Here is a 19,618-nt window from a genome sequence, read left to right as displayed (position 1 = left end):
CGTGGGGAGTGTCCACGGGTTTGTATATGCTATGGCTTCGAATCGCTGTCGTAAGGCTTCCTTACTGGGGAATTCACTCGATACGATTATACTTTTGGCAGACAGGTTCGGCGCGGGTGCACGTTCGTTTCGGCGCGCTATCCCGTCGGGCGTCGGCGAGCCTGTCGTACGGCGCCGGCGGACTGGCTTCTTGAGCCACCCGCGGATCGGTCGCGCCGGCTTTCGCACGCTTTTTGCGTCCCCGGCCCCAACGACGTTCAACGAATGATCTCGAAGGGCTGCGAGCAGTGCGCCAACGGGGGGAAGATGGTGCTGTTCGTCTACGGATACTGCGACCAGCGCGACTGCTTTTACTGCCCGCTCGGCGAGAACCGCAAGAACGTCACCGACGTGTACGCCAACGAGCGCAAAGTCGAGTCCGACGAGGACGTCATCGCGGAGGCCGAGCGGATGGACGCGCTCGGCACCTCGATCACCGGCGGGGAGCCCCAGGAGGCGCTGGACCGGACCTGCCACTACCTCGAACTGCTGAAAGACGAGTACGGCGAGGACCACCACACCCACCTCTACACCGGTATCACGGGCGGTCGCGAGAATATGCGTCGCCTCTCGGAGGCGGGCCTCGACGAAATTCGCTTCCACCCGCCGTTCGAACAGTGGGGCGACCTCCACGGCACCGAGTGGGAGGACATTCTCTACGTCGCCCGCGAGGAGGGTCTCACGCCCGCCTTCGAGATTCCCGGCATCCGCGCCGAAGAGGAGTTCCTCGAGTTCCTCGACGAGGGCGCCGCCGACTTCTGCAACGTCAACGAGTTCGAGATGAGCGACGGCAACTACCGCCGGATGCAGGAGCAGGGCTTCGAACTCAAGGAGGGCCACATGAGCGCCGTCGAGGGCTCGCGCGACGAGATCCTCGACGTGATGGGCGACCACGAGAAGGTGTACTTCTGCACGAGCGTGTTCAAGGACGCCGCCCAGCACCGCCGCCGCCTGAAGCGGATGGCCAAAAATATCCGCCGAGAGTTCGACGACGTCACCGACGACGGCACGATCGTCTACGGGAAGACCTGGGTCACGGAACGGCGTCTCGACGAGCTGGGCGTCCCCGAGGAGTTCTACACCGTCAAGTCCGACCACGTCGAGCTCGCCTGGTGGCTCCTCGAAGAGATGGTCGAGGACGGCGACGTGCCCGAGGGCGAGATCGTCGAACAGTACCCAACCGTCGACGGGACCGTGGTCGAGCGGACGCCGCTGGCGTAGCAATAGGAAGTAGTACCGCGAGCGAACGCAGTGAGCGAGCGGCTTTTTGGCCGAGCTCTTTTGCCGTGAGCGGTCGCCGTAGGCGACCCGAACGGCAAAAAGGTCGTAGCGTCGTCGTTATTCGTCGCCCGCCGATCGCACGTCGGTCACGTACGTCTGCTCGTGGTCGGGGAACACCTCGCCGATCGCATCGGCGCCGTGTTCCTCCGCCAGCAGCGCCCGAAGTTCGGCCTCGTAGTCCGAGCGGGGGATCTCCTCGCTCGGCCCGACCGTGACGTCGAGCGTCGCGTCGACGAGGCGGTCGACGGCGCCGCGGCCGAACCCCGACAGCGGCGCGATGTAGTCGACGCCGTGGCGGTCTTCGAGGCTCTGGGCCTGTGCCCGCGATACTGATGGGACTCGATCGTCGCGCCGGGTGCCGTCCGCGACCGCCGCGAACTCCATGTCCGCGACGGTTTCCAGCGCGTGCATGTGCACCGACTGGATGGCGTTGCGGGGGTAGCCGTCCTCGAACATCTGCTCGACGGCCTCCGCGGCGACGTCGGCGTCGAGCTCGACGCGCTCGAACTCGTATCCCAGGCGCCGGGCGGTTTCCTCGGCGTGTTCCCAGTCGTCGGTGACGCCGAAGTGGGCGGTGACCAGCGTCACGTCGTAGAACTCGTCGAGGAGCAGCGCCGCCAGCGTCGAGTCCTTCCCCCCGCTGTAGAGCAGCCCGAGCCGCATCTCAGCGTCGGCTGATGTTGAAACTCTGGGAGTCGGGCTTGAGTTCCCGGAGGAGGTCTTTCATCTGGTCCTCGTCGATCTGCCCCTGGACGCGGCCGCTCTGGGCCAGCGCGATCACCTGACGCTCGACCTGCTCGCCGAAGTCGGGCTTGGACATCTTGACGGTGTTGAGCCGCTTGCGCGCGCCGTCGGTGAGGTTCTGGCGGAGGATCGCCTTCTTCTGGGCGTCGGCCTGCTCCTGGCGGGCTTGCTGGGCCTCCTGGGCGCCCTCGCCGCCCTGCTGTTCTTTGAGCTGTTCCATCTTCTTCTGTCGGATCTCCTCGATCTCGTCGTCGTCGGGGCTGCCGCTCATGGTGTTTGCACGTTCCTCCGCTGGCGGGAAAATCATTACGGACGCTGATCGATCGGCCTCGCCGGACAGCTACCGGCGAGAAAAAATGCGGCGGGACGCCGAACTCAGGCGTACTTCTCGAGCTCGGGGCGGTCGAGGTCCTCGAGGACTTCCTCGGCCGTCTCGTCGAGCAGGCTCTGGCCCTCGGGGGTGACGCGGCGGCCCTCGCCCTCGGCGGTCTGGATCAGGTCCTCCTCCTCGAGCTGCTGGAGGATCGTCCGGATGATCTTCTTGCTGCCGTCGACGCGCTTGTCAGGGGCGACGCGGTAGCGGTTCGAACCGTTCTTCGAGCCGCCGTACTGCGTCGAGAGGCGCTCGACGCCGACGGGGCCGTCGACGGCGACCTTGCGGAGCAGGCTGGCCGCGCGGGTCTCCCAGAAGTCGTCCTGTTCGGGTGGCAGTTCGGCCTCGACGCCGGTGGCGGCGAACTCGGCCCAGTCGGGTTCCTCGATGCTGTCCGCGAGGTCCTCCGCGAGCGCGTCGATGAGCGCTTCCGCGGGAACGTCGTAGAGCGTCGTCATAGGGTTCCGTTCCCTGCGGCGGCATTTAAGACCATCGTATCGGACTCGCGCACGGCCGGCTCCGCCGGAGCCGCGGCCGTTCACGGCGTCGACGCGGGCCGTTCGAGATCGTACGTGACGCCGGTGAGCTCCTCGGAGGCCGCCCACAGCTCGGCGGCCAGCGCCCGGTCGTAGGACAGTTCGCTGGAGCGCTGGCGCTCGGGCGCGCCTCGCATGTTCATGAACCCGCCGGGCCCGACGTACTCGCCGCCCTGCACGTCCTCGGCGGTCGCGGCGTACAGCATCGGCAGGGCGCCGTCGTCGGCGCTCTGGGCGAACAGGCGGTTGGCCGCGGTCTGGAGCCAACGCTTGACCGTCGAGCCGGACATCTCCGCGCCGCGAGTCTGCAGATTGGTCGCCGCGTAGCCGGGGTGACACGCCGCGCTCACCACGTCCGCGCCGGTGGCGTCGAGCCGCCGGTCGAGCTCGTAGGCGAACAGCACGTTCGCGAGCTTGCTGCGGGCGTAGGCGTCCCAGCGGTCGTAGTCGTCGGGGTCGCCGTCCCGCCGTGCGCGTCGTCGCACGCGCTCGACGTCGAGTTCGCCCCGCTCGTGGAGGCCGCTGCTCTGGGTAACGACGCGGGACTGCCCCTCCGACTGTCGGAGCGAGTGGAGCAAGTAGCCCGTCAGCGCGAAGTGGCCCAGGTGGTTGACGCCGAACTGGCGCTCGATCCCGTCCGCGGTTTCCCGGTAGGGGATCGCCATCACGCCGGCGTTGTTACACAGAATATCGAGCGCGTCGTGGCGGTCCCGGAACTTCTCGGCGAACGCCCGGATCGACGAGCGGTCGCCGAGGTCGCACTCCACGACCGACAGCGACGCCGCCGGAACCGCCGCCTCGATCTCCGCTCTGGCATCCTCTCCGCGGTCGACGGTTCGGCAGGCCATCACGACGCGGGCGCCCTTGCGGGCGAACTCGCGGGTCGCCGCGAAGCCGAGCCCGCTGTTGGCGCCCGTCACGACGACGGTGTCGCCCGAGAGGTCGGGCATCCGCTCGCTCGTCCACTGGTCGTCCGACATTGCTCACCCGTAAGCGGCCCATCCGCTAAATCGTAGGGGTTCGTTCATCCCCCGCCGATCGGCGTTCCGGGGCCCGGCGGTCGCTTCGGACCCGCCAGCCGACCGGGCGGTTTTTGCCCCATCCGTCCGAACCCCGCGACAATGGACGAGCGCGAGGCGCTGGCGATGCTGGCGTCGGAGCTTCCGGGCGCCGGCGACGACGCTGCCGTGATCGGCGACCAGGTCGTCACGACCGACATGCTCCACGAGACGACGGACTTCCCGGCGGGGACGACCCGCTACACCGCGGGCTGGCGCGCGGTCGGCGCGTCGCTGTCGGACGTCGCCGCGATGGGCGCCCGGGCGACCGCTGCCGTCGCGGCGTACGGCGCTCCAGAACTCGACCGCGAGGAGATCGAAGCGTTCGTCGCGGGCGCGAGCGACGTCTGCGAGGCGGTCGACGCGGCCTACGTCGGCGGCGATCTCGACGGCCACGAGGAGTTCACCGTCGCGACGACCGCGCTGGGCGACGCCGACGACCCGGTGCGCCGATCCGGTGCCCAGCCGGGCGACGCCGTCTGCGTCACGGGAACGCTCGGTCGCAGCGCCGCCGCGCTCGAACTGTTCGATGACGGCAAACCGGAGCGCGCGAACGACCTCTTTCGATTCGAGCCCCGCGTCGCGGCCGGTCGCGCGCTGGCGCCCGACGCCACCGCGATGATGGACTCCAGCGACGGCCTCGCGCGGTCGCTCCACCAGCTCGCGGAAGCCAGCGACTGCGGCGTCGAGATCGACGGCGACGCCGTGCCGATCGACGACGCCGTCGCCGAGGTCGCTACGGACGACGCCGAACGGCGAGAGATGGGCCTGTTCTTCGGCGAGGACTTCGAGCTCGTGGTGGCGATTCCCGAGGATCGGCTGGACGCCGCAATCGAGCGCTGTCCGACGCCGCTCTCGCGCGTCGGAACGGTCACCGGGGCGGGCGTCGAAATCGACGGCGAGCCGCTACCGGATCGCGGCTTCACGCACGGCAAGGAGTAGGGCGACCCTGGTGACGGCGTCAGTTCACGCCCGCGGTACGATCGCGGTAGGTGGCGTACGCGTAGGCCGCGGGAATCACCACGAGAACTGCGGGCGTGGCAAACGCGACCTGCGAGAACGGGTCCGGCGGCGTGACGAGTGCGCCGATCACGAACGTCGCGGCGATTCCGACCGCCGCGGCGCTCAGTGTGCGGTCGAAGCGCGAGGGCGGCTCCCTCCGCGGACCGATTCGCCCCCGTACCAGCGTGTAGATCACGGGAACGATTTGAAAACCGACGACGCTGGCGATCGCCCAGCCGAGCGGGTTCGTGCTCTCCCTGAATGCGGCGTCCCGGTACACCCAGTACCCGACCGCAAGAATCAGCCCGGCGATCAGCACCACCCAAATGCCGATCAGCGCCTGATATCTCGCGGGTAATTCGGTGATGGCACCGACGGGCATACTCCTCCGTTCGCCGTTACGATTCAAATACCTTTCCTCGAAAGCAAGTCGGACGCGACGACTCGCCGCCTACCCGAGCATCTCGATCGGAACCGGCGTGAAACACAGGCCCGCGAGGACGAACGTGACCGCGCCGACGACGAACCGCTTACGGTCCAGCGGCGAGTCGTCGATCGGCCGGACGGCGCCGACGAGCGACATGAACACCGCGATAGCGCCCCAGAAGAACCAGATGCCGACACTGTTGAGTCCCACGTCCCGGACGAAGTGGAGGTACGCGCCCAGCGCGATCAGCGCGCCGGGGACGGCCGCGGCGATCGTCTCCTGGTACTCGCCGAACATCGCGCGGGAGATGTGGCCGCCGTCGAGCTGGCCGACGGGGATCATGTTGAGGAACGTGATGAACATCCCGAGCCAGCCGCCGACGACGACGGGGTGGAACGACGAACGGTCGGCGTGGCCCGTCAGGGCGGCGAGGGCATCCAGCAGCGGCGGGTGGTTCAGGCGGAGCACCACCCCCTCGCCGCTCCGGGCGGCCGGATCGACCGTCGTCACGGGATCTAACTGGAGTCCGACGACGGTGACGACGACCGTCGCGACCAGCCCCGCCAGCGGCCCGGCGACGCCGATGTCGAACAGCGCCTTCCGGTCCGGCATCCGCCCTTTCATCTTGATCACAGCGCCCATCGTGCCGAACAGCGTCGGCACCGGGATGAAGTACGGTAGCGACGCGCGCACGCCGTGGTACCGGCTCATGACGTAGTGACCCATCTCGTGGACGCCGAACACGCCCAGCACGGCGGCCGCGAACGGCCACGCCCGAAGGACTGCGAGAGGATCGCTCGCCAGGTCGATCCGGTACCACGCCGCCCCGACCAGCAGCGTCGATGCGGCCGTCGCGAGAAACAACACGACGTTGGTCCACGGGACGCCCGCGGTCCCGCCGTCCGCGGGCTCCGCCACCAGCACGGTCTCGCCGCCGTCGCGCACGAACTGTAGCTCGTAGCCCGCGTCCCGAAACGCCGGCCAGAGCTCCTCGATCACGCGCTGTCGGGGCACCAGCGGTGTCCCGTAGTACTCGATGCGGTCGCCGCTCGAGCGTACCTCGTAGACGTAAAAGATTTCGGCGAACGCCTCCACTGACGGTCCCCGATCGTCCCACTCCGGCTCGGACATCTACGACACGCTAGTCCGGCCACCGTTAAAGAGGCCACGCACGCGGCGACCGCGCGGCGGGGTCCGGACGCTGCTGGTCGGATTTACTCGTCGCGAGAAAGGAGTACCGCCGCGGCGGGGACCAGCCGCAGTGCGGTGCGGCGTCGCCGCGGCGCGCGCCTGTTCGGGGATTGATTCAGGGGATAGGAGCGGCTTACGCGGGCTCGACGCGCCAGGTCGTCGCGCTCGTGTACGACCACTTCTCGATCTCGAGGTCAGTGCAGGAGTCGCTCAGCTTCACCATCAGGGCGCCGATCTCCTTGGGGGAGAGACCGACCTCGTCGGCGATGAACTTGCTCTTGAAGTAGAGCTCGCCGTCGGTCGCCTTCTCGGCGAGGAAGCCGCGGAGACGCTGTTCCTTGCTCTCGGTCGTGGGCTGCTCGCCGTCCGTGGAGGGTTGTGATGTGGCGCTCATTGATACCACCTGATTCGTCTTATCCGGGGGATTATGTTATAAAGCGAGGATGCTTCGGTCGCTTTCGACTGCGTTTATCGAGAGTGGCGGTTTTTCGAGACCTTTCACGGTGGAGGTTCGACGTTTCACGAACGGCTTAGATCGGTGTAGAAATTTTATAACGGCTGTAGAATCGTTTTATTCGAAAGGCAGTTGCCCATCTCCATCAGCACTGTGTCACTTCGTACCACGGGAAAATCTGGGGCAGATGTTGCCGGATGAGTGCGCGGTCAGAACGATACCTGCCCGGTGCGCGCGGTTCGGAGGTAGGGTCGCGTTACTCACAGGCCGACCAGATAGGCTTCGCGTTCGCTCGCTCAGATGGCGGGATCGTCCCGCTCGGTCGCGCTCGAGCATCTCGTGCAGCCAGAACGACGCGTGGCGGCGTCAGGACGCGCTTCGACGTCGTATCGAGACTGCGACGAGGGCTACGACGGCTCCGACCACGCCCGGCCCCGGCAAGGAATCATCGTTCGGCTCGTCGCCGTCGCGATCGGGGTCGACGGTGTCCGCGGGTTCGACGACGAACTCGTCGCTCGCGCCGTACACCGACGGCTCGTACGTTCCGGGTTGGACGACCTCGTGAGTGAACGTCACCGTGCGCGTCTCGCCCGCGGGTATCGTCGTCTCTGCCTGGTTCGCCACTTCGCCGAACATTCGCAACCGAACGGCGACGGTTCGGTCGCTCTGGGCCCGGTTAACCAGCGTCGCATCGATCCTGGCGGGCTCGCCGGCTCGCACCGAGTCGTCTCTGGCGGAGACGTCGACGACGCCGACGGATGGGGCCTCCGGGTGTCTCGCGACGATCGCCGGCGTCTCGTCATCGCTCTCGTCGTCCGTATCGTCGCCCTCCTCGTCCTCCCCGTCATCTTCGTTACCGTCGTTCTCCTCTTCGTCGTCATCCTCGTCTTCTTCATCCTCATCATCGTCATCGTCGCCGTCATCCTCGTCCTCATCGTCTCCGTCGCTCTCGTCGTCATCGTCGTCGGGCGGTCCTGCATCGTCGGGCGGACCGGCGTCGTCGGGCGGTCCCGGATCGTCTTCCTGTAAGAGGGCTGCCCCGGCGATCGGCGTCGCGACTGCCGCCGCGACCGCCAGCGCGACGCCGACCACGAGCCCGGCTCTCCAGTTCGATCGAAGCACTGTGTGTCAGCTCGATCGGATCGGGAGGGTCCGGACGGTTTGTTAATGAGTGAGTATCCCAACCCCGGTCCGGGCTGTCTGCAGCCGTAGAAGGCGCGCACAGTCGCGACTTGACAACCCTTAAGAGCGCAACCGGGTTACGACGGGGTAGCATGAAAGTCGTCGTTTCTATCGGCGGAAGCGTGCTCGCTCCGGATCTGGGGGCCGAGCGGATCCGGGAGCACGCGGCCGTCATCGAGCAGCTCGTCGAGGACGGCTGCACCGTCGGCGCGGTCGTCGGCGGCGGCACCGTCGCCCGGGATTACATCGGCACGGCGCGGGACCTGGGCGCAAACGAGATGAAACTCGACGAGATCGGCATCGACGTCACGCGGCTGAACGCCCGGCTGCTGATCTCGGCGTTGGGCGAGGAAGCGACGCCCTCCCCGCCCGAGGACTACGAGGCCGCCGGCGCGGCGCTCAAGCGCGGCGACGTCTGCGTGATGGGCGGCGTCGCACCGGCCCAGACCACCGACGCGGTCGGCGCCGCGCTCGCGGAGTACGTCAACGCCGACCTGCTGGTGTACGCCACCAGCGTCCCCGGCGTGTTCAGCGACGACCCCAACGAGACCGACGACGCGACGAAGTACGGCGAGCTGTCGGCCGCCGAGCTGGTCGACGTGATCGCCGGCATCGAGATGAACGCCGGCAGCTCGGCGCCGGTCGACCTGCTGGCCGCGAAGGTGATCCAGCGCTCGGGCATGCGCACGGTCGTCCTCGACGGCACCGAGCCGGAGCGCATCCTCGACGCCGTGAAGTACGGCGACCACGAGGGCACCGACGTGATCCCCGAGGGCGCCGACGACGAGCCGACCTACTGGGCCGACGGCGAGCTATGAGCGCAGGGGGCGACGCCGACGCGAACGGCGACGAGGACGCCGTAGACGACCGCCCTGACCACGGCGTCCCGCCGGAGTACGACCCATACGTCCTCCGCGAGGGCGACGCCGACGATGGGGCGAGCGACCGCCACGTTTTCTGGGCGGATCGCGTCGCGGACGAAATCGAATCCAGCGAGCCCGACGAGCCGATCGTCATCAAGGGCGGCATCTCGCCGTCGGGCATCCCGCATCTCGGCAACGCCAACGAGATCGTGCTGGGCTACTTTGTCGCCGAAGTGCTCCGCGAGCGCGGCCGCGACGTCCGGCAGGTGTTCACCACCGACGACCGCGACCCGCTCCGGAAGCTTCCCCGGAAGCTCGCGGATCTCGACGGCGATATCGTCGATCTGGGCGACGTAAACGCCGGCGCCCTGGGGAAGAACCTCGGACGCCCCTACACCGACATCCCGGACCCCTTCGGTTGCTGTGACTCCTACGGCGAGCACTTCTCGACGCTGATCGCCGGCATCGCCGAGCAGCTCGATGTTCCGATGGACGTCGTCTCGAACACCGACCTGTACGAGCGCGGCGAGCTCGACGACACCGTCGCCGATCTGCTCGCGGACGCCGACCGCGCCCGCGAGGTGCTCTCTGAGTATCAGGACAAGGTCGACGAGGACTACTACCCGTTCAACCCGATCTGCGAGAACTGCGGTAAGATCACCGAGACGGTGACCGGCGTCGACGTCGAGGCCGGAACCGTCTCGTACCGCTGTACCGACATGGAGGCCGGCGACCGCACCATCGAGGGCTGCGGCCACGAGGGCGAGGCCGGCTTCGGCGAGGGCAAGCTCCCCTGGCGCTTCGAGTGGGTCGCCCAGTGGGACCACCTGGGCGTCGACTTCGAGCCGTTCGGCAAGGACCACGCCGAAGGCTCCTGGCCCAGCGGCGTCGACGTCGCGCTGAACGTGATGGACGTCGAGCCGCCGGTGCCGATGGTCTACGAGTGGTTCACGCTCGACGGCCAGCCGTTCTCTTCCTCGGAGGGCCACGTTGCGCTGGTCTCGGACGTCCTCGAGCTGATCGAGCCCGAGGTGCTGCGGTACTTCTTCGCCACCGACCCCTCCAAGGCCCAGGACTTCTCGATCGAGCGGCTCGACCAGCTCGTCAACGAGTTCGACCGGCTCGAACGGGTCTACTTCGGCGAGATCGAGGCCGACGACGCCGAAGCCGAGTTCGCCGAGCGCGTCTACCCGTTCTTGGTCGAGGACGTCGACGAGGAACGCGTCCGCATCCCCTACTCCTTCGCCGCGGTGCTGGGGATGACCGACGACCCCGAGCTGCGCGAGGAGATCGCCCGCCGCGAGGGCCACATCGACGACGACACGCCCGAGTGGGCCGTCGAGGAAGCCCTCGCGCGAGTCGAGCGCGCCCGCGAGTGGGCCCGCAGGACCGACAACGCGTACAACTACGACCTCAAGCGCGACGAACTGCCGGCGGTCGACTTCGACGAGAACGTCGAGGCGGCGCTCGACGAGCTCGCGGACTTCGTCGAGGTCACGGAGGACCCCGACGAGATCCAGGGCGAGATCTTCGAGACCGCACGGCGTCACGACGTCGACGTCGGCGACTTCTTCGCCGCAGGCTACCGGCTGCTATTCGATCAGGATGACGGCCCGAAGCTCGGCCCCTTCCTCGCTAAACTCGACGAGGAGTTCGTGCTGGCGCGGCTGCGCCGCGAACGGTAACCGCCCTTTTTCTCCCGCGTTCACCCGTGTAGCTTCTCGGCGATCCGCTTGAGCGGCCCCAGATCGACGCCGAAGCGCTCCTCGAAGCTCCACAGCAGCAGGATCTCTTCCTCCTCGATGCCGCCGAACCGCAGGATGATGAGCCCGTAGAGACCGAGGAACACGCCGAACATCGCCACCAGCAGCGGGAGCGTCACCGTAAAGAACGTCGTCGTCACCCAGTAGATCAGCCCGACCAGCGCCAGCGCGACGCCGAAGGGCCGGACCATCCCCCTCGTGAACGGCTGAATCCCCGTCTCGCGGTAGAGCTGGTAGGTGTACAGCGCGTTCAGCAGTCCGTACGACATCGACGTCGCGACGGCGGCGCCGAGGATTCCGTAGCGGGGAACCAGCGCAAAATTCAGCGCGACGTTCGTGATCGCGACGGCGACGTTGTCGTACATGATGAGCCGCGTTCGCCCCACCGAGGTCAGCGCGTTGCCGTTCGGCCCGACGATCGCGTGGGTGAAGAAGCCGACCGCGAGCACCGACAGCGCGGCGGCGCCCGGCACGTACTCGTTGCCGAACGTGAGCTTGATCACCATCTCGGGGAACAGCGCGATCACCAGGAACACCGGGAGCGTCGCCAGAAGGATCCACTTCGCGGCGACCTGGTAGGTGCGACGGATCTCGGCCGTCGCGTCGTCGGCGTCCAGCGACGAGATCGTCGGCATCACGATGAAGCCAAAGGCCGAGAGCACGACCGTCAGGAGCTGAGCGAGCCGGTAGACGACGTTATAGACGCCGACGTCGCCGGTCGTGGCGAAGTAGCCGACGATGAACGTGTCGATGTGAGAGAGCACCTGCAGCATCGCGGCGGTGACGACCAGCGGCGCCGAAAAGGCGAGCAGTTCGCGGCGCATCGGCACCGGCTCGACGTCCGCGAGCAGCGGCGTGTGCCGAATCAGGTAGTACGCGCCGATCGACGCCGCGACGACGTACGCGAGACCGTACGCCCACGCGGCCGCCACCGCCCCCAGCCCGAAGGCGAGCACGCCCGCGATCAGCAGGAACCGCGTCGTCGGCAGCGCGACGTTCTGGACGGCGACTTTCGGGAGCGACTGCTGCATCCCCTGGACGCTCCCGACGGTCAGCCGCACGAGCGCGGCGAACGGCAGCGCGACGGCGAACACCCGGATCACCGGGGCGACCGAGGGGTCGCTGAAGATCCGGACGGAGATCGGGCCGGCTGCGAGGAAGATCCCGCCCGCCGCGAGGAGACTGAGCGGGATCGCGATCTGGAAGCCGGAGACGAGCACGCCCCGGCGCGACGCCGCATCCTCGTACCGCGGGAGGAACCTCCCGATGCCGCTGTCGAGACCCACCAGCACGACGATCGAGCTGGCGGTCATGATCGTCACGCCGATCGAGACGGCGCCGAACCCCGTCGGGCCGAGGTAGCGCGCGATCAGGAGCTGTGCGATAAACGAGATGCCCAGCTCCAGGATCGTGCCGGCGAAGACGACGCCGGCGCCCTTGAACACGGTCCGAAATCGGTCCGCCGAGCTGTTCTCCCCCACTCCGTTACCCCCGCTTTCGCATCGTGAACTCCATGAATCCGGTCACGTACGGCAGCTTCACGAGTTCTATCAGCGACGGATTCCGGAGCGAGAGCTGCTTGAGCAGCCAGGACGGCGGCCGCGCGAACCACTCGCCGGAGGTCAGGAAGAGTCGGATCTCCCGGCGTTCGAGCGCGAATTCGAGATCGGCGTCGACCTCGTAGGCCAGCTCGTCGCCGCCCGCGTAGTAGCTCGGCGTCCGCCAGTACCACTCGGACCTGTGGGTGGGATCGTTCTTCGCGCTGCGGCTGTGGGCCAGCGGCACCTCGACGTGGAACCGGCCGCCGGGACGCAGCGTCTCGCTCGCTCGGCGGAACACGCCCGGCAGGTCGTCGTGGGAGACGTGTTCGAGGACGTGGTGGGCCTCGATGCGGTCGAACGACGCCGGTTCGACGGGCCACTCGCCGGTGACGTCCGCGATGATGTCGACCTCCGGCACGTCGGCGATATCCATGTTCACGGCGCCGGGGACCGGATCGCGCCCGCCGCCGAGTTCCAGGATTCGGCGCCCCGCCAGCCGCCGATCGGTCGTCGCGCGGCCGTCGGTCCGGTCCGCGACCGTACGCTCCCCGGTCATTCGGATCGCGCCCGCGAGCGGTCGGCGAGCGGCTCGGCGCTGTCCTCGCGCTCGGTTCCCTCGCTTCCGTACAGCACCTCGTCGTACGCGTCGAGGTACGCGTCCGCGGTCCGCTGCCAGGAGAACCGCCCCGCCCGCTCGATTCCCCGCGCTTCGAGCTCTTGCCGGTACTCGTCGTCCATGATCAGCCGCCGGAGCAAGGCGGCGTGCTCGTGAGCGTCCATCGGATCCTCGACGTACGCGGCGGCGTCGCCACAGACCTCCAGCGGCGATCCGCGCTCGGTCGTCACGACCGCGGTCCCGCAGGCCATCGCCTCCACGAAGGGGAGTCCGAACCCCTCGTACAGCGTCGGGAGGTACAGCGCGGCGGCGCGGTTGTAGTACCCGATCAGCTCCTCCTCGGAGACGTAGCCGGTCACCTCGGCGTTGTCCGGCAACTCGCCGGGGTACTCGCCCCACATCTTCCCCGGCAGGACGAACCGCACGTCGGGCATCTCGGCCATCGTCTCGACGATCGTCGGGACGTTCTTTCTCGGATTTCGGTTGTTGACGACGACGAGCACGAACGGGTCCTCGGTGGCGGTCGGCTCCCGATCGCGGTAGCTCTCGTTCCGCCCGAGCGGGATCACCTGCGTCAGCTCGGCCGGGACGCCGCCGCGCTCGACGGCGAGTTTTCGGGTGTACTCGGTGCTGAAGCCGATTCGCTGCGGGCGCCGCGACGTCACCCGGAAGATCGCCCGCATCAGCGCGAAGATCCGGTGGTCGGGGCGGGCCAGCAACTCGTGCCGCGAGCGCCACCAGTGGTAGCCGCCGTGCTGGGTGACGACCATCGGCTTCGAGGACCACCAAACGCCGAGGTCTCGTCGCCGGAACGGGATCGTGTTGAGGTGGACCAGATCGGCGTCCCGCCAGTCCCGGACCTCAGTCGCGTTGTCGTCGTCCAGCACCCGTTCTTTGATCTGCTCGATGCAGTACAGGCCGCTGCTCTGGCTGTCGTAGTGGGTGTCGAACCAGATTTTCGTCGGTCGGCTGAGCGTCATCTCGAACCCCCCGAGTGTCGTTCCGTCATTCCGCGTACCCCAGGTCCGCGAGCCGTTCGGTCACGTCCGCGTCGATCTCGCGCCGGTCGTCGCTCTGTCCGGTTCCCTCGGCCGTGATCTCTTTCCGGGCGTTGTAGGGCAGCTCGTCCCACGGGACGAGGACGTTCTCGTCGGTGTACAGCCCCTTCCGGTGGCCGTAGTCCCGGACCGGGAACGGCGTCACCCGCTCGCCGAGCATGTTGCCGTGGTCGGCCGTGATGACCGACTTCCCGGGGAGTTCCAGTCCGAGGTCCCGCGCGACCGGGTAGGCGATCCGGAGGTTGTCGGCGTACCCCTCGAGGATGGTCTCCCCGTCGACGGTCCCGTCTTTCAGCGCGTCCCAGGGCGACTCGGAGACGTTCCAGAAACTGCCCGGCAGGTCCCAGTCGATAAAGGGCTGGTGGGGCTGCATGAAGTGGACGATCAGGCGCTTCTCGGGGTACTCCTCGGCGACTTCCCGCGTTCGCTCGGCGAGGTCTTCCGGGAGGACCGTCGCCTCCTCGTCGTCCCACGCGTCCTCCCAGAGGTCGATCCTGGCGTGGAACTCGTCGTCGGTGAGGATCGAGACGTAGGGGTTGGCGGTGACGTACACGATCTCGGGGAACGACCGCTCCTCGAAGTTCTCGGCGACCCACTCCGGCGTCGCGGCGCCGCGCGAGCGAACCGCGCCGGAGTCCTCGTTCGCCACCGCCCGGTACAGGTCCAGCCGGCACGCGTCGAGCACGAGGAGGTTGTCCCAGTCCTTCTCGACGACGTACTCCCCCCGGTTGCCGACGACGTGCCGGAACCAGACGTCGCCGACGACGCGGTGGAGAAATCTGTTCTTCCACCACGTCCTCGACGTACCGTTCTCCCGAATCTCGTCCGCCGCGTAGCGTACCTTGTCGAGCATGTCCAGATCCCGCGCGCTGTCTACTGCGGATCGAGGCGGCGTCGGCCGGTCGTCCCGACCGCTCCCCCGCAGCCTCGATCGCGAGCGCCTCCCCCGGAGGCGCGACTCACACGCGTAGATTCAGGATTCCCGTACAAATACGTCGGGTCGGCACGGGGTGGCACGGTCTGACCTTCACTCGATGCTCACGCCGCCAGACGCCGTGCCGTCGCTGGACGCCGAGCCGCCGTCGGACGCCGACGCTCGGCGTCACGACAGGTAGCCGAGATCCCGTAGCTTCGCCTCCATGTCGGCTTTGTCGACCGTCTCCTCGGGCGGCTCGTACGCCGGGTCGTCCATCGACCGGCCGAAGTAGTCGACGATCGCCGGCGTCACGTCGAGGTGGGTTTCGAGACCCCAGTCGCGCGTCCCGGCCCAGATCCCCGTGGTCTCGTCGTGGACGTGGATCCACTTGCCCCGCGGATCGCGCTTCATGCCGTGGTCGCTGAGGATCATGGTATCGTCGGGATCGATCGCGTCGACGAGCGTCCGGGTCGTCTCGTCGATCGTCCGGTACGCGCGCTCGATCGTCTCGCGGTCGTCGGTGACGTGCAGGAGCCGATCGAGCAGTGTGAACACGACGAACTGTAGCGAGAACTCCCGCTCCTCGGCCAGCTCGAGCACCAGTTCGCGCTCGGCCTCGTGAGTCCGGAAGAGGTCTTCGACGTAGTCGTCGCGAAGCTCGCCGTCCTCGTCGAATTTCTTTGGCTCGCCGTCGTAGCGCTCCCGCACCCGCTCCTGGAGCTCCGGTGGCTCGACGCTGACTTCTGGGCTCGGGAAGCCGCTGACCGTGACGCCGCTGGTCGGCTTCGGCGGGTAGGTCAGCGGGACTGCGAACGCCAGCGAGTCGGGGACGTAGTGCCAGGCGCGCTTGTAGGGCACGTCCTCGTTGGTGGGCTGGCGTCCGAGCATCTTCGTCCGGGCCCAGATTCGAGCGGGGCGTCCAGACAGGTTCCGGGGGATCAGGCGGTCGATCTTCGAGAACCACTCGAACGCGCGCTCGTTCTCGATTATCCCGCCTAGCATCGCCACGCCGTGCTCCCGCATCGGCAGCCCGGTCGTCAGCGTCGTCCACGCGGTGCCGCTGTCGACTTCGCGGGACTGCCAGTACGGCTCGGGCAGGAGCCGGCCGCCGTGGTCGAGGTCGTCGAAGAAGGCCAGGTCCATCGAGTCCAGGTGCGACCGCGTGGCGGCGTCCCACCCGACGACGAGCAGCTGCGTGTCCATACGGGACGGTACGAGAAACTGGCAGAAATGCGTGCGACCCGGCGGCGGCAACCAATCAGAATCGACCCGCAACAACACTTTACTGACAATTTCTCGCCACTCCCGACACGAGTTACTGTGACCCTCCTCGTCACGGGCGCCGACGGGTACGTCGGCTGGCCCACCGCGTTACGAGTCGCCTCGCGAACCGACGACCGCGTCGTCGGCGTCGACAACTTCGCCCGCCGGGAGTGGGTCGAGTCGGTCGGGTCGGTCAGCGCCGTCCCGGTCGCCGACCCCGACGAGCGCGTCGCGGCCGCCGAGGAGGTCCACGGCCTGGACAACCTCTCGCTCGTCGAGGGCGACCTGACCGACCGATCGTTCGTCGATCGGATCCTCTCGGTCCACGAGCCCGACGCCGTCGTCCACGCGGCGGCCCAGCCCTCGGCGCCGTACTCCCAGATCAACGGCGAACGGGCCAACTACACCCAGCACAACAACATGCAGGCGACCCGGAACCTGCTGTGGGGGCTGGCCGAGAACGACCTCTCGGATACCCACTTCGTCGAGACCACGACGACCGGCGTCTACGGCGCCCCCGAGTTCCCGATCCCCGAGGGCGGCGCCGTCATGGAAAATCAGGAGGAGCGAGACGAGGTGCCGTTCCCCGCGATGGCCGGCTCGTGGTACCACCTCACCAAGAGCCACGACGCCGCGAACATGCGGCTGGCCCACGACCAGTTCGACATTCCGATCTCGGACGTCCGCACCGCGATCACGTACGGCACCGCGACGCCCGAGACCGACGCCGATCTGCGGCTGCGCACCCGCTTCGACTTCGACTACTACTTCGGCGTCGTCGCCCACCGATTCTGCGCGCAGGCGGTCTCAGGCTACCCGATGACGGTGTACGGGAAGGGCGAGCAGCGCAAACCGTTCATCGCGCTCGAGGACGCCGTCGAGGGGCTGGCCCAACTCGCGCTCGCCGATCCGGACGACCGGCCCGACGATCACACGGTCTACAACCAGGTCACGCGTCCGATCAGCATCGTCGAGGTCGCCGAGACGATCGCCGAGGTGTCCGGGGAGTTCGGCCTCGACGTGCAGGTCGAGCACTTCGAGAACCCCCGCGACGAGGACGAGACCCACGCGATGGAGATCGAGAACGACCGCTACGCCGAGCTGATCGGCGGACAGTCGACGACGTTCGAGGAGGGCGTCCGGTCGATCCTCGACGACCTCGTCGACTACGAGGACCGGATCGCCGCCCGGGAGGATCGGTTCCTCCCCGGCGTGCTGACGGAAGGGGGTGACTGATTTTGATCTCAAGGAGGGGGTGGTAGCGTGCGCGTGCTCGTTACGGGCGGCTGCGGCTACATCGGCAGCGCGCTCGTGCCCCGCCTCGTCGACGACGAGCGGGTCGACGAGGTCGTCGTTCTCGACTCGCTCGACGGGGGGTCGCCCCGGGCCCTGATGGGCTGCGTCGGCGACGGGCTCGCCTTCCGTCGCGGCGACGTCCGCGAGTACGGCGACGTCGAGAGCGCGATGCGGGGCGCCGATCGGGTGGTCCACCTCGCGGCGATCACCGGCGCGGCGAGCACGCACGGCCGGCGCGAGGAGACGTTCGCGGTCAACCGCGACGGCACCGAGAACGTGCTCACGGCGGCGGGGAAGCTCGGCGTCGAGACGGTCGTGTTCGCCTCCTCGTGCAACAACTACGGCCGCGCGGCGAGCACGGAGATCGACGAGGAAACCGAGCAGAAGCCGCTGAACCCCTACGCCGAGTCGAAGGTCGCCGGCGAAAAGCTGCTCGACGACGCCGCCGACGAGTACGGCTTCGACGCGACGGCGCTCCGGATGAGCACCAACTACGGCTTCGCGCCCGGCGTCCGGTTCAATCTCGTCGTCAACCACTTCGTGTTCCGCGCGCTGACCGACCGGCCCCTGACCGTCTACGGCGACGGCGACAACTGGCGCCCGTTCGTCCACGTCGAGGACGCCGCGCGGGCCTACGCTCACGCCGTCCTGCGGCCCGACAACTGGCCGGAGCGAGCGTACAACGTCGGCGCCGACGCGGAGAACTACCGCATCGCCGACGTCGCCGAGACCGTCCGCGACGAACTGGGGACCGACCTCGAGATCACCTACCTGGAGGACGAGCATCCCGGCCCGTCGTACCACGTCGACTTCGAGCGGCTCGCGACCACCGGATTCGAGCCCGAGTGGACGCTGCGGGACGGCGTCGCCGACCTCGCGGAGCGATTCCGCGATCGACCGACCGAGCGCGCCACCACGCCAGCATGAGCGGCGACGCCGATTCCTCCTCGCCGACGACCGCGGCGAGCGACGACGGAGCGGACCCGCCCACGATCGCGGTGACCGGCGCGGCGGGCTACATCGGCAGCCGCGTGCTGGTCCGACTCCGAGAGGCCCACCCCGACTGGGAACTCGTCGCGCTGGACAACGGGTTCCGCAGCAAGGTCGACGCCGTCGGCGACGTGGCGATCGAGCACGTCGACGTGCGCGACCGCCGCCGGCTCGACGCCGCGCTGGAGGGCGCAGACGTCGTGATCCACCTCGCCGCGGTCAGCGGCGTCGACGACTGCGACGAGCACCCCGACCTGGCGTACGAGGTGAACGTCACCGGGACGAGCAACGTCGCCTGGTTCTGCCGGCGGACGGGCGCCGGGATGATCTTCCCGTTCAGCATGGCGGTCGTCGGCGATCCCGAGACGTTCCCGATCCCGGCCGACCACGAGCGCGACCCGATGAACTGGTACGGGCGCACCAAGCTGCTGGGCGAGGACATCGTGCGGGACTTCGCGGACGGCGCGTTCCCCGCACACCTCTTCTTCAAGTCCAACCTCTACGGCGAGCACGAGGTCGACGGCCGGACCGTCACCAAGTCGACGGTGATCAACTTCTTCGTGAACCGGGCGTTCTCCGACGAGCCGTTGACCGTCTACGAGCCGGGGACGCAGGCGCGCAACTACGTCCACGTCGACGACGTGGCGCGGGCGTACGTCCTGAGCGTCGAGCGGCTGCTGGCCGAGCGCGCCGACGGCCGGACTGGCGCGACGGTGTACCCGATCGCCAGCGAAGAGGACCCGGGCGTGATGATGGTCGCCCGGCTCGTCGAGCTGATCGCCCGCGAGGAAGCCGACGTCGACACCGACGTCGAACTCGTCGAGAACCCCCGAAGCGACGAGACGCTGGTCGAGGAGTTCCCGATCGACGGCTCGCGGACGCGCGCCGACCTCGGGTGGGAGCCGACCCGGACGATCGACGAGTCGGTCCGGCGCCTGATCCGGAAGAAGGTCGAGGAGGTGCGGGCGACGCCGTGACGGGAACTTCCCTGACGAGCGACTCGGTAACTGCCGACGTCGACTCGG

Annotated in this window: 20 protein-coding genes; 7 read left to right on the top strand and 13 right to left on the bottom strand. The window is 68.1% G+C overall.

The genetic code is table 11. From position 1 onward, the window contains the following. Nucleotides 1–264 precede the first annotated feature (264 nt). Nucleotides 265–1,260, top strand: a complete 996-nt coding sequence (locus ABDZ81_RS10170) for a radical SAM protein (protein ID WP_343773853.1) — start codon at nt 265–267, stop codon at nt 1,258–1,260. Between the two features lie 117 nt (nt 1,261–1,377). Here ABDZ81_RS10170 and ABDZ81_RS10165 read toward each other — a convergent pair whose 3' ends face one another. The 4 genes from ABDZ81_RS10165 to ABDZ81_RS10150 all read right to left on the bottom strand — a co-directional run bounded on the left by ABDZ81_RS10165 (nt 1,378) and on the right by ABDZ81_RS10150 (nt 3,953). Then, complete coding sequence (locus tag ABDZ81_RS10165) at nt 1,378–1,983, bottom strand: DUF7411 family protein (RefSeq protein ID WP_343773852.1); 606 nt, start codon at nt 1,981–1,983, stop codon at nt 1,378–1,380. 1 nt (nt 1,984) lies between these two features. Next, on the bottom strand, nt 1,985–2,335 hold the full coding sequence (locus tag ABDZ81_RS10160; RefSeq protein ID WP_343773851.1) for a DNA-binding protein: 351 nt from the start codon (nt 2,333–2,335) through the stop codon (nt 1,985–1,987). A gap of 104 nt (nt 2,336–2,439) precedes the next feature. Next, the gene (locus tag ABDZ81_RS10155) at nt 2,440–2,895 is read right to left on the bottom strand and encodes a 30S ribosomal protein S19e (RefSeq protein WP_256393400.1); all 456 of its coding nucleotides are present in this window, start codon (nt 2,893–2,895) and stop codon (nt 2,440–2,442) included. Nucleotides 2,896–2,975: 80 nt separating this feature from the next. Further along, nucleotides 2,976–3,953 carry an oxidoreductase gene (locus ABDZ81_RS10150; protein WP_343773850.1) on the bottom strand — a complete coding sequence of 326 codons (978 nt, stop codon included), beginning with the start codon at nt 3,951–3,953 and terminating at the stop codon, nt 2,976–2,978. A gap of 141 nt (nt 3,954–4,094) precedes the next feature. Here ABDZ81_RS10150 and thiL point away from each other — a divergent pair, with 141 nt between their 5' ends. Then, nucleotides 4,095–4,973: a thiamine-phosphate kinase gene (gene thiL / locus ABDZ81_RS10145; protein ID WP_343773849.1), complete on the top strand. Its 879-nt coding sequence runs from the start codon at nt 4,095–4,097 to the stop codon at nt 4,971–4,973. A gap of 19 nt (nt 4,974–4,992) precedes the next feature. Here the strand turns inward: thiL and ABDZ81_RS10140 are convergent, their stop codons facing one another. From ABDZ81_RS10140 to ABDZ81_RS10125, 4 genes are all read right to left on the bottom strand, one after another. After that, nucleotides 4,993–5,415 (bottom strand): hypothetical protein, encoded by a 423-nt coding sequence (locus ABDZ81_RS10140; protein WP_343773848.1) that lies wholly within the window; start codon nt 5,413–5,415, stop codon nt 4,993–4,995. A gap of 69 nt (nt 5,416–5,484) precedes the next feature. Further along, on the bottom strand, nt 5,485–6,591 hold the full coding sequence (locus ABDZ81_RS10135; RefSeq protein ID WP_343773847.1) for a site-2 protease family protein: 1,107 nt from the start codon (nt 6,589–6,591) through the stop codon (nt 5,485–5,487). 193 nt (nt 6,592–6,784) lie between these two features. Next, entirely contained in the window at nt 6,785–7,045 is a 261-nt protein-coding gene (locus ABDZ81_RS10130; RefSeq protein WP_343773846.1) for a DUF7123 family protein, read from the bottom strand. Nucleotides 7,046–7,471: 426 nt separating this feature from the next. Then, nucleotides 7,472–8,227, bottom strand: coding sequence for a hypothetical protein (locus ABDZ81_RS10125; RefSeq protein WP_343773845.1), 756 nt, complete (start codon nt 8,225–8,227; stop codon nt 7,472–7,474). A gap of 152 nt (nt 8,228–8,379) precedes the next feature. Between ABDZ81_RS10125 and pyrH the strand changes: the two genes are divergently transcribed. Both pyrH and lysS read left to right on the top strand, forming a co-directional pair. After that, nucleotides 8,380–9,105 carry a UMP kinase gene (gene pyrH / locus ABDZ81_RS10120; RefSeq protein ID WP_343773844.1) on the top strand — a complete coding sequence of 242 codons (726 nt, stop codon included), beginning with the start codon at nt 8,380–8,382 and terminating at the stop codon, nt 9,103–9,105. Further along, entirely contained in the window at nt 9,102–10,835 is a 1,734-nt protein-coding gene (gene lysS, locus ABDZ81_RS10115) for a lysine--tRNA ligase (protein WP_343773843.1), read from the top strand. The genes pyrH and lysS overlap by 4 nt, the downstream gene beginning before the upstream one ends. A 20-nt stretch (nt 10,836–10,855) precedes the next feature. Here the strand turns inward: lysS and ABDZ81_RS10110 are convergent, their stop codons facing one another. From ABDZ81_RS10110 to ABDZ81_RS10090, 5 genes are all read right to left on the bottom strand, one after another. Continuing rightward, entirely contained in the window at nt 10,856–12,394 is a 1,539-nt protein-coding gene (locus ABDZ81_RS10110; protein ID WP_343773842.1) for a flippase, read from the bottom strand. A 4-nt stretch (nt 12,395–12,398) separates the two neighbouring features. Beyond that, nucleotides 12,399–13,010, bottom strand: coding sequence for a class I SAM-dependent methyltransferase (locus ABDZ81_RS10105; RefSeq protein WP_343773841.1), 612 nt, complete (start codon nt 13,008–13,010; stop codon nt 12,399–12,401). Beyond that, the gene (locus ABDZ81_RS10100) at nt 13,007–14,050 is read right to left on the bottom strand and encodes a glycosyltransferase family 4 protein (protein ID WP_343773840.1); all 1,044 of its coding nucleotides are present in this window, start codon (nt 14,048–14,050) and stop codon (nt 13,007–13,009) included. Before ABDZ81_RS10100 ends, ABDZ81_RS10105 begins: the two co-directional genes overlap by 4 nt. 25 nt (nt 14,051–14,075) lie before the next feature. Then, nucleotides 14,076–14,981 (bottom strand): hypothetical protein, encoded by a 906-nt coding sequence (locus ABDZ81_RS10095; RefSeq protein ID WP_343773839.1) that lies wholly within the window; start codon nt 14,979–14,981, stop codon nt 14,076–14,078. A gap of 249 nt (nt 14,982–15,230) precedes the next feature. Next, nucleotides 15,231–16,247: an alkaline phosphatase family protein gene (locus ABDZ81_RS10090; RefSeq protein ID WP_343773838.1), complete on the bottom strand. Its 1,017-nt coding sequence runs from the start codon at nt 16,245–16,247 to the stop codon at nt 15,231–15,233. Nucleotides 16,248–16,364: 117 nt separating this feature from the next. Here ABDZ81_RS10090 and ABDZ81_RS10085 point away from each other — a divergent pair, with 117 nt between their 5' ends. Genes ABDZ81_RS10085 through ABDZ81_RS10075 form a run of 3 tightly spaced genes read left to right on the top strand, consistent with a single transcriptional unit; the run spans nt 16,365 to nt 19,570 of the window. Continuing rightward, complete coding sequence (locus ABDZ81_RS10085; protein ID WP_343773837.1) at nt 16,365–17,543, top strand: NAD-dependent epimerase/dehydratase family protein; 1,179 nt, start codon at nt 16,365–16,367, stop codon at nt 17,541–17,543. Between the two features lie 27 nt (nt 17,544–17,570). Then, nucleotides 17,571–18,530 (top strand): NAD-dependent epimerase/dehydratase family protein, encoded by a 960-nt coding sequence (locus ABDZ81_RS10080; protein ID WP_343773836.1) that lies wholly within the window; start codon nt 17,571–17,573, stop codon nt 18,528–18,530. Further along, nucleotides 18,527–19,570: an NAD-dependent epimerase/dehydratase family protein gene (locus tag ABDZ81_RS10075; protein WP_343773835.1), complete on the top strand. Its 1,044-nt coding sequence runs from the start codon at nt 18,527–18,529 to the stop codon at nt 19,568–19,570. Before ABDZ81_RS10080 ends, ABDZ81_RS10075 begins: the two co-directional genes overlap by 4 nt. Nucleotides 19,571–19,618: the final 48 nt, after the last annotated feature.

It is taken from the genome of Natronoarchaeum mannanilyticum (genome assembly GCF_039522665.1).
In the GTDB taxonomy this organism is placed as follows: domain Archaea; phylum Halobacteriota; class Halobacteria; order Halobacteriales; family Natronoarchaeaceae; genus Natronoarchaeum; species Natronoarchaeum mannanilyticum.
The sequence above is the reverse complement of the archived record's forward strand: the minus strand, read 5'-3'. Positions and strand labels throughout refer to the sequence as shown.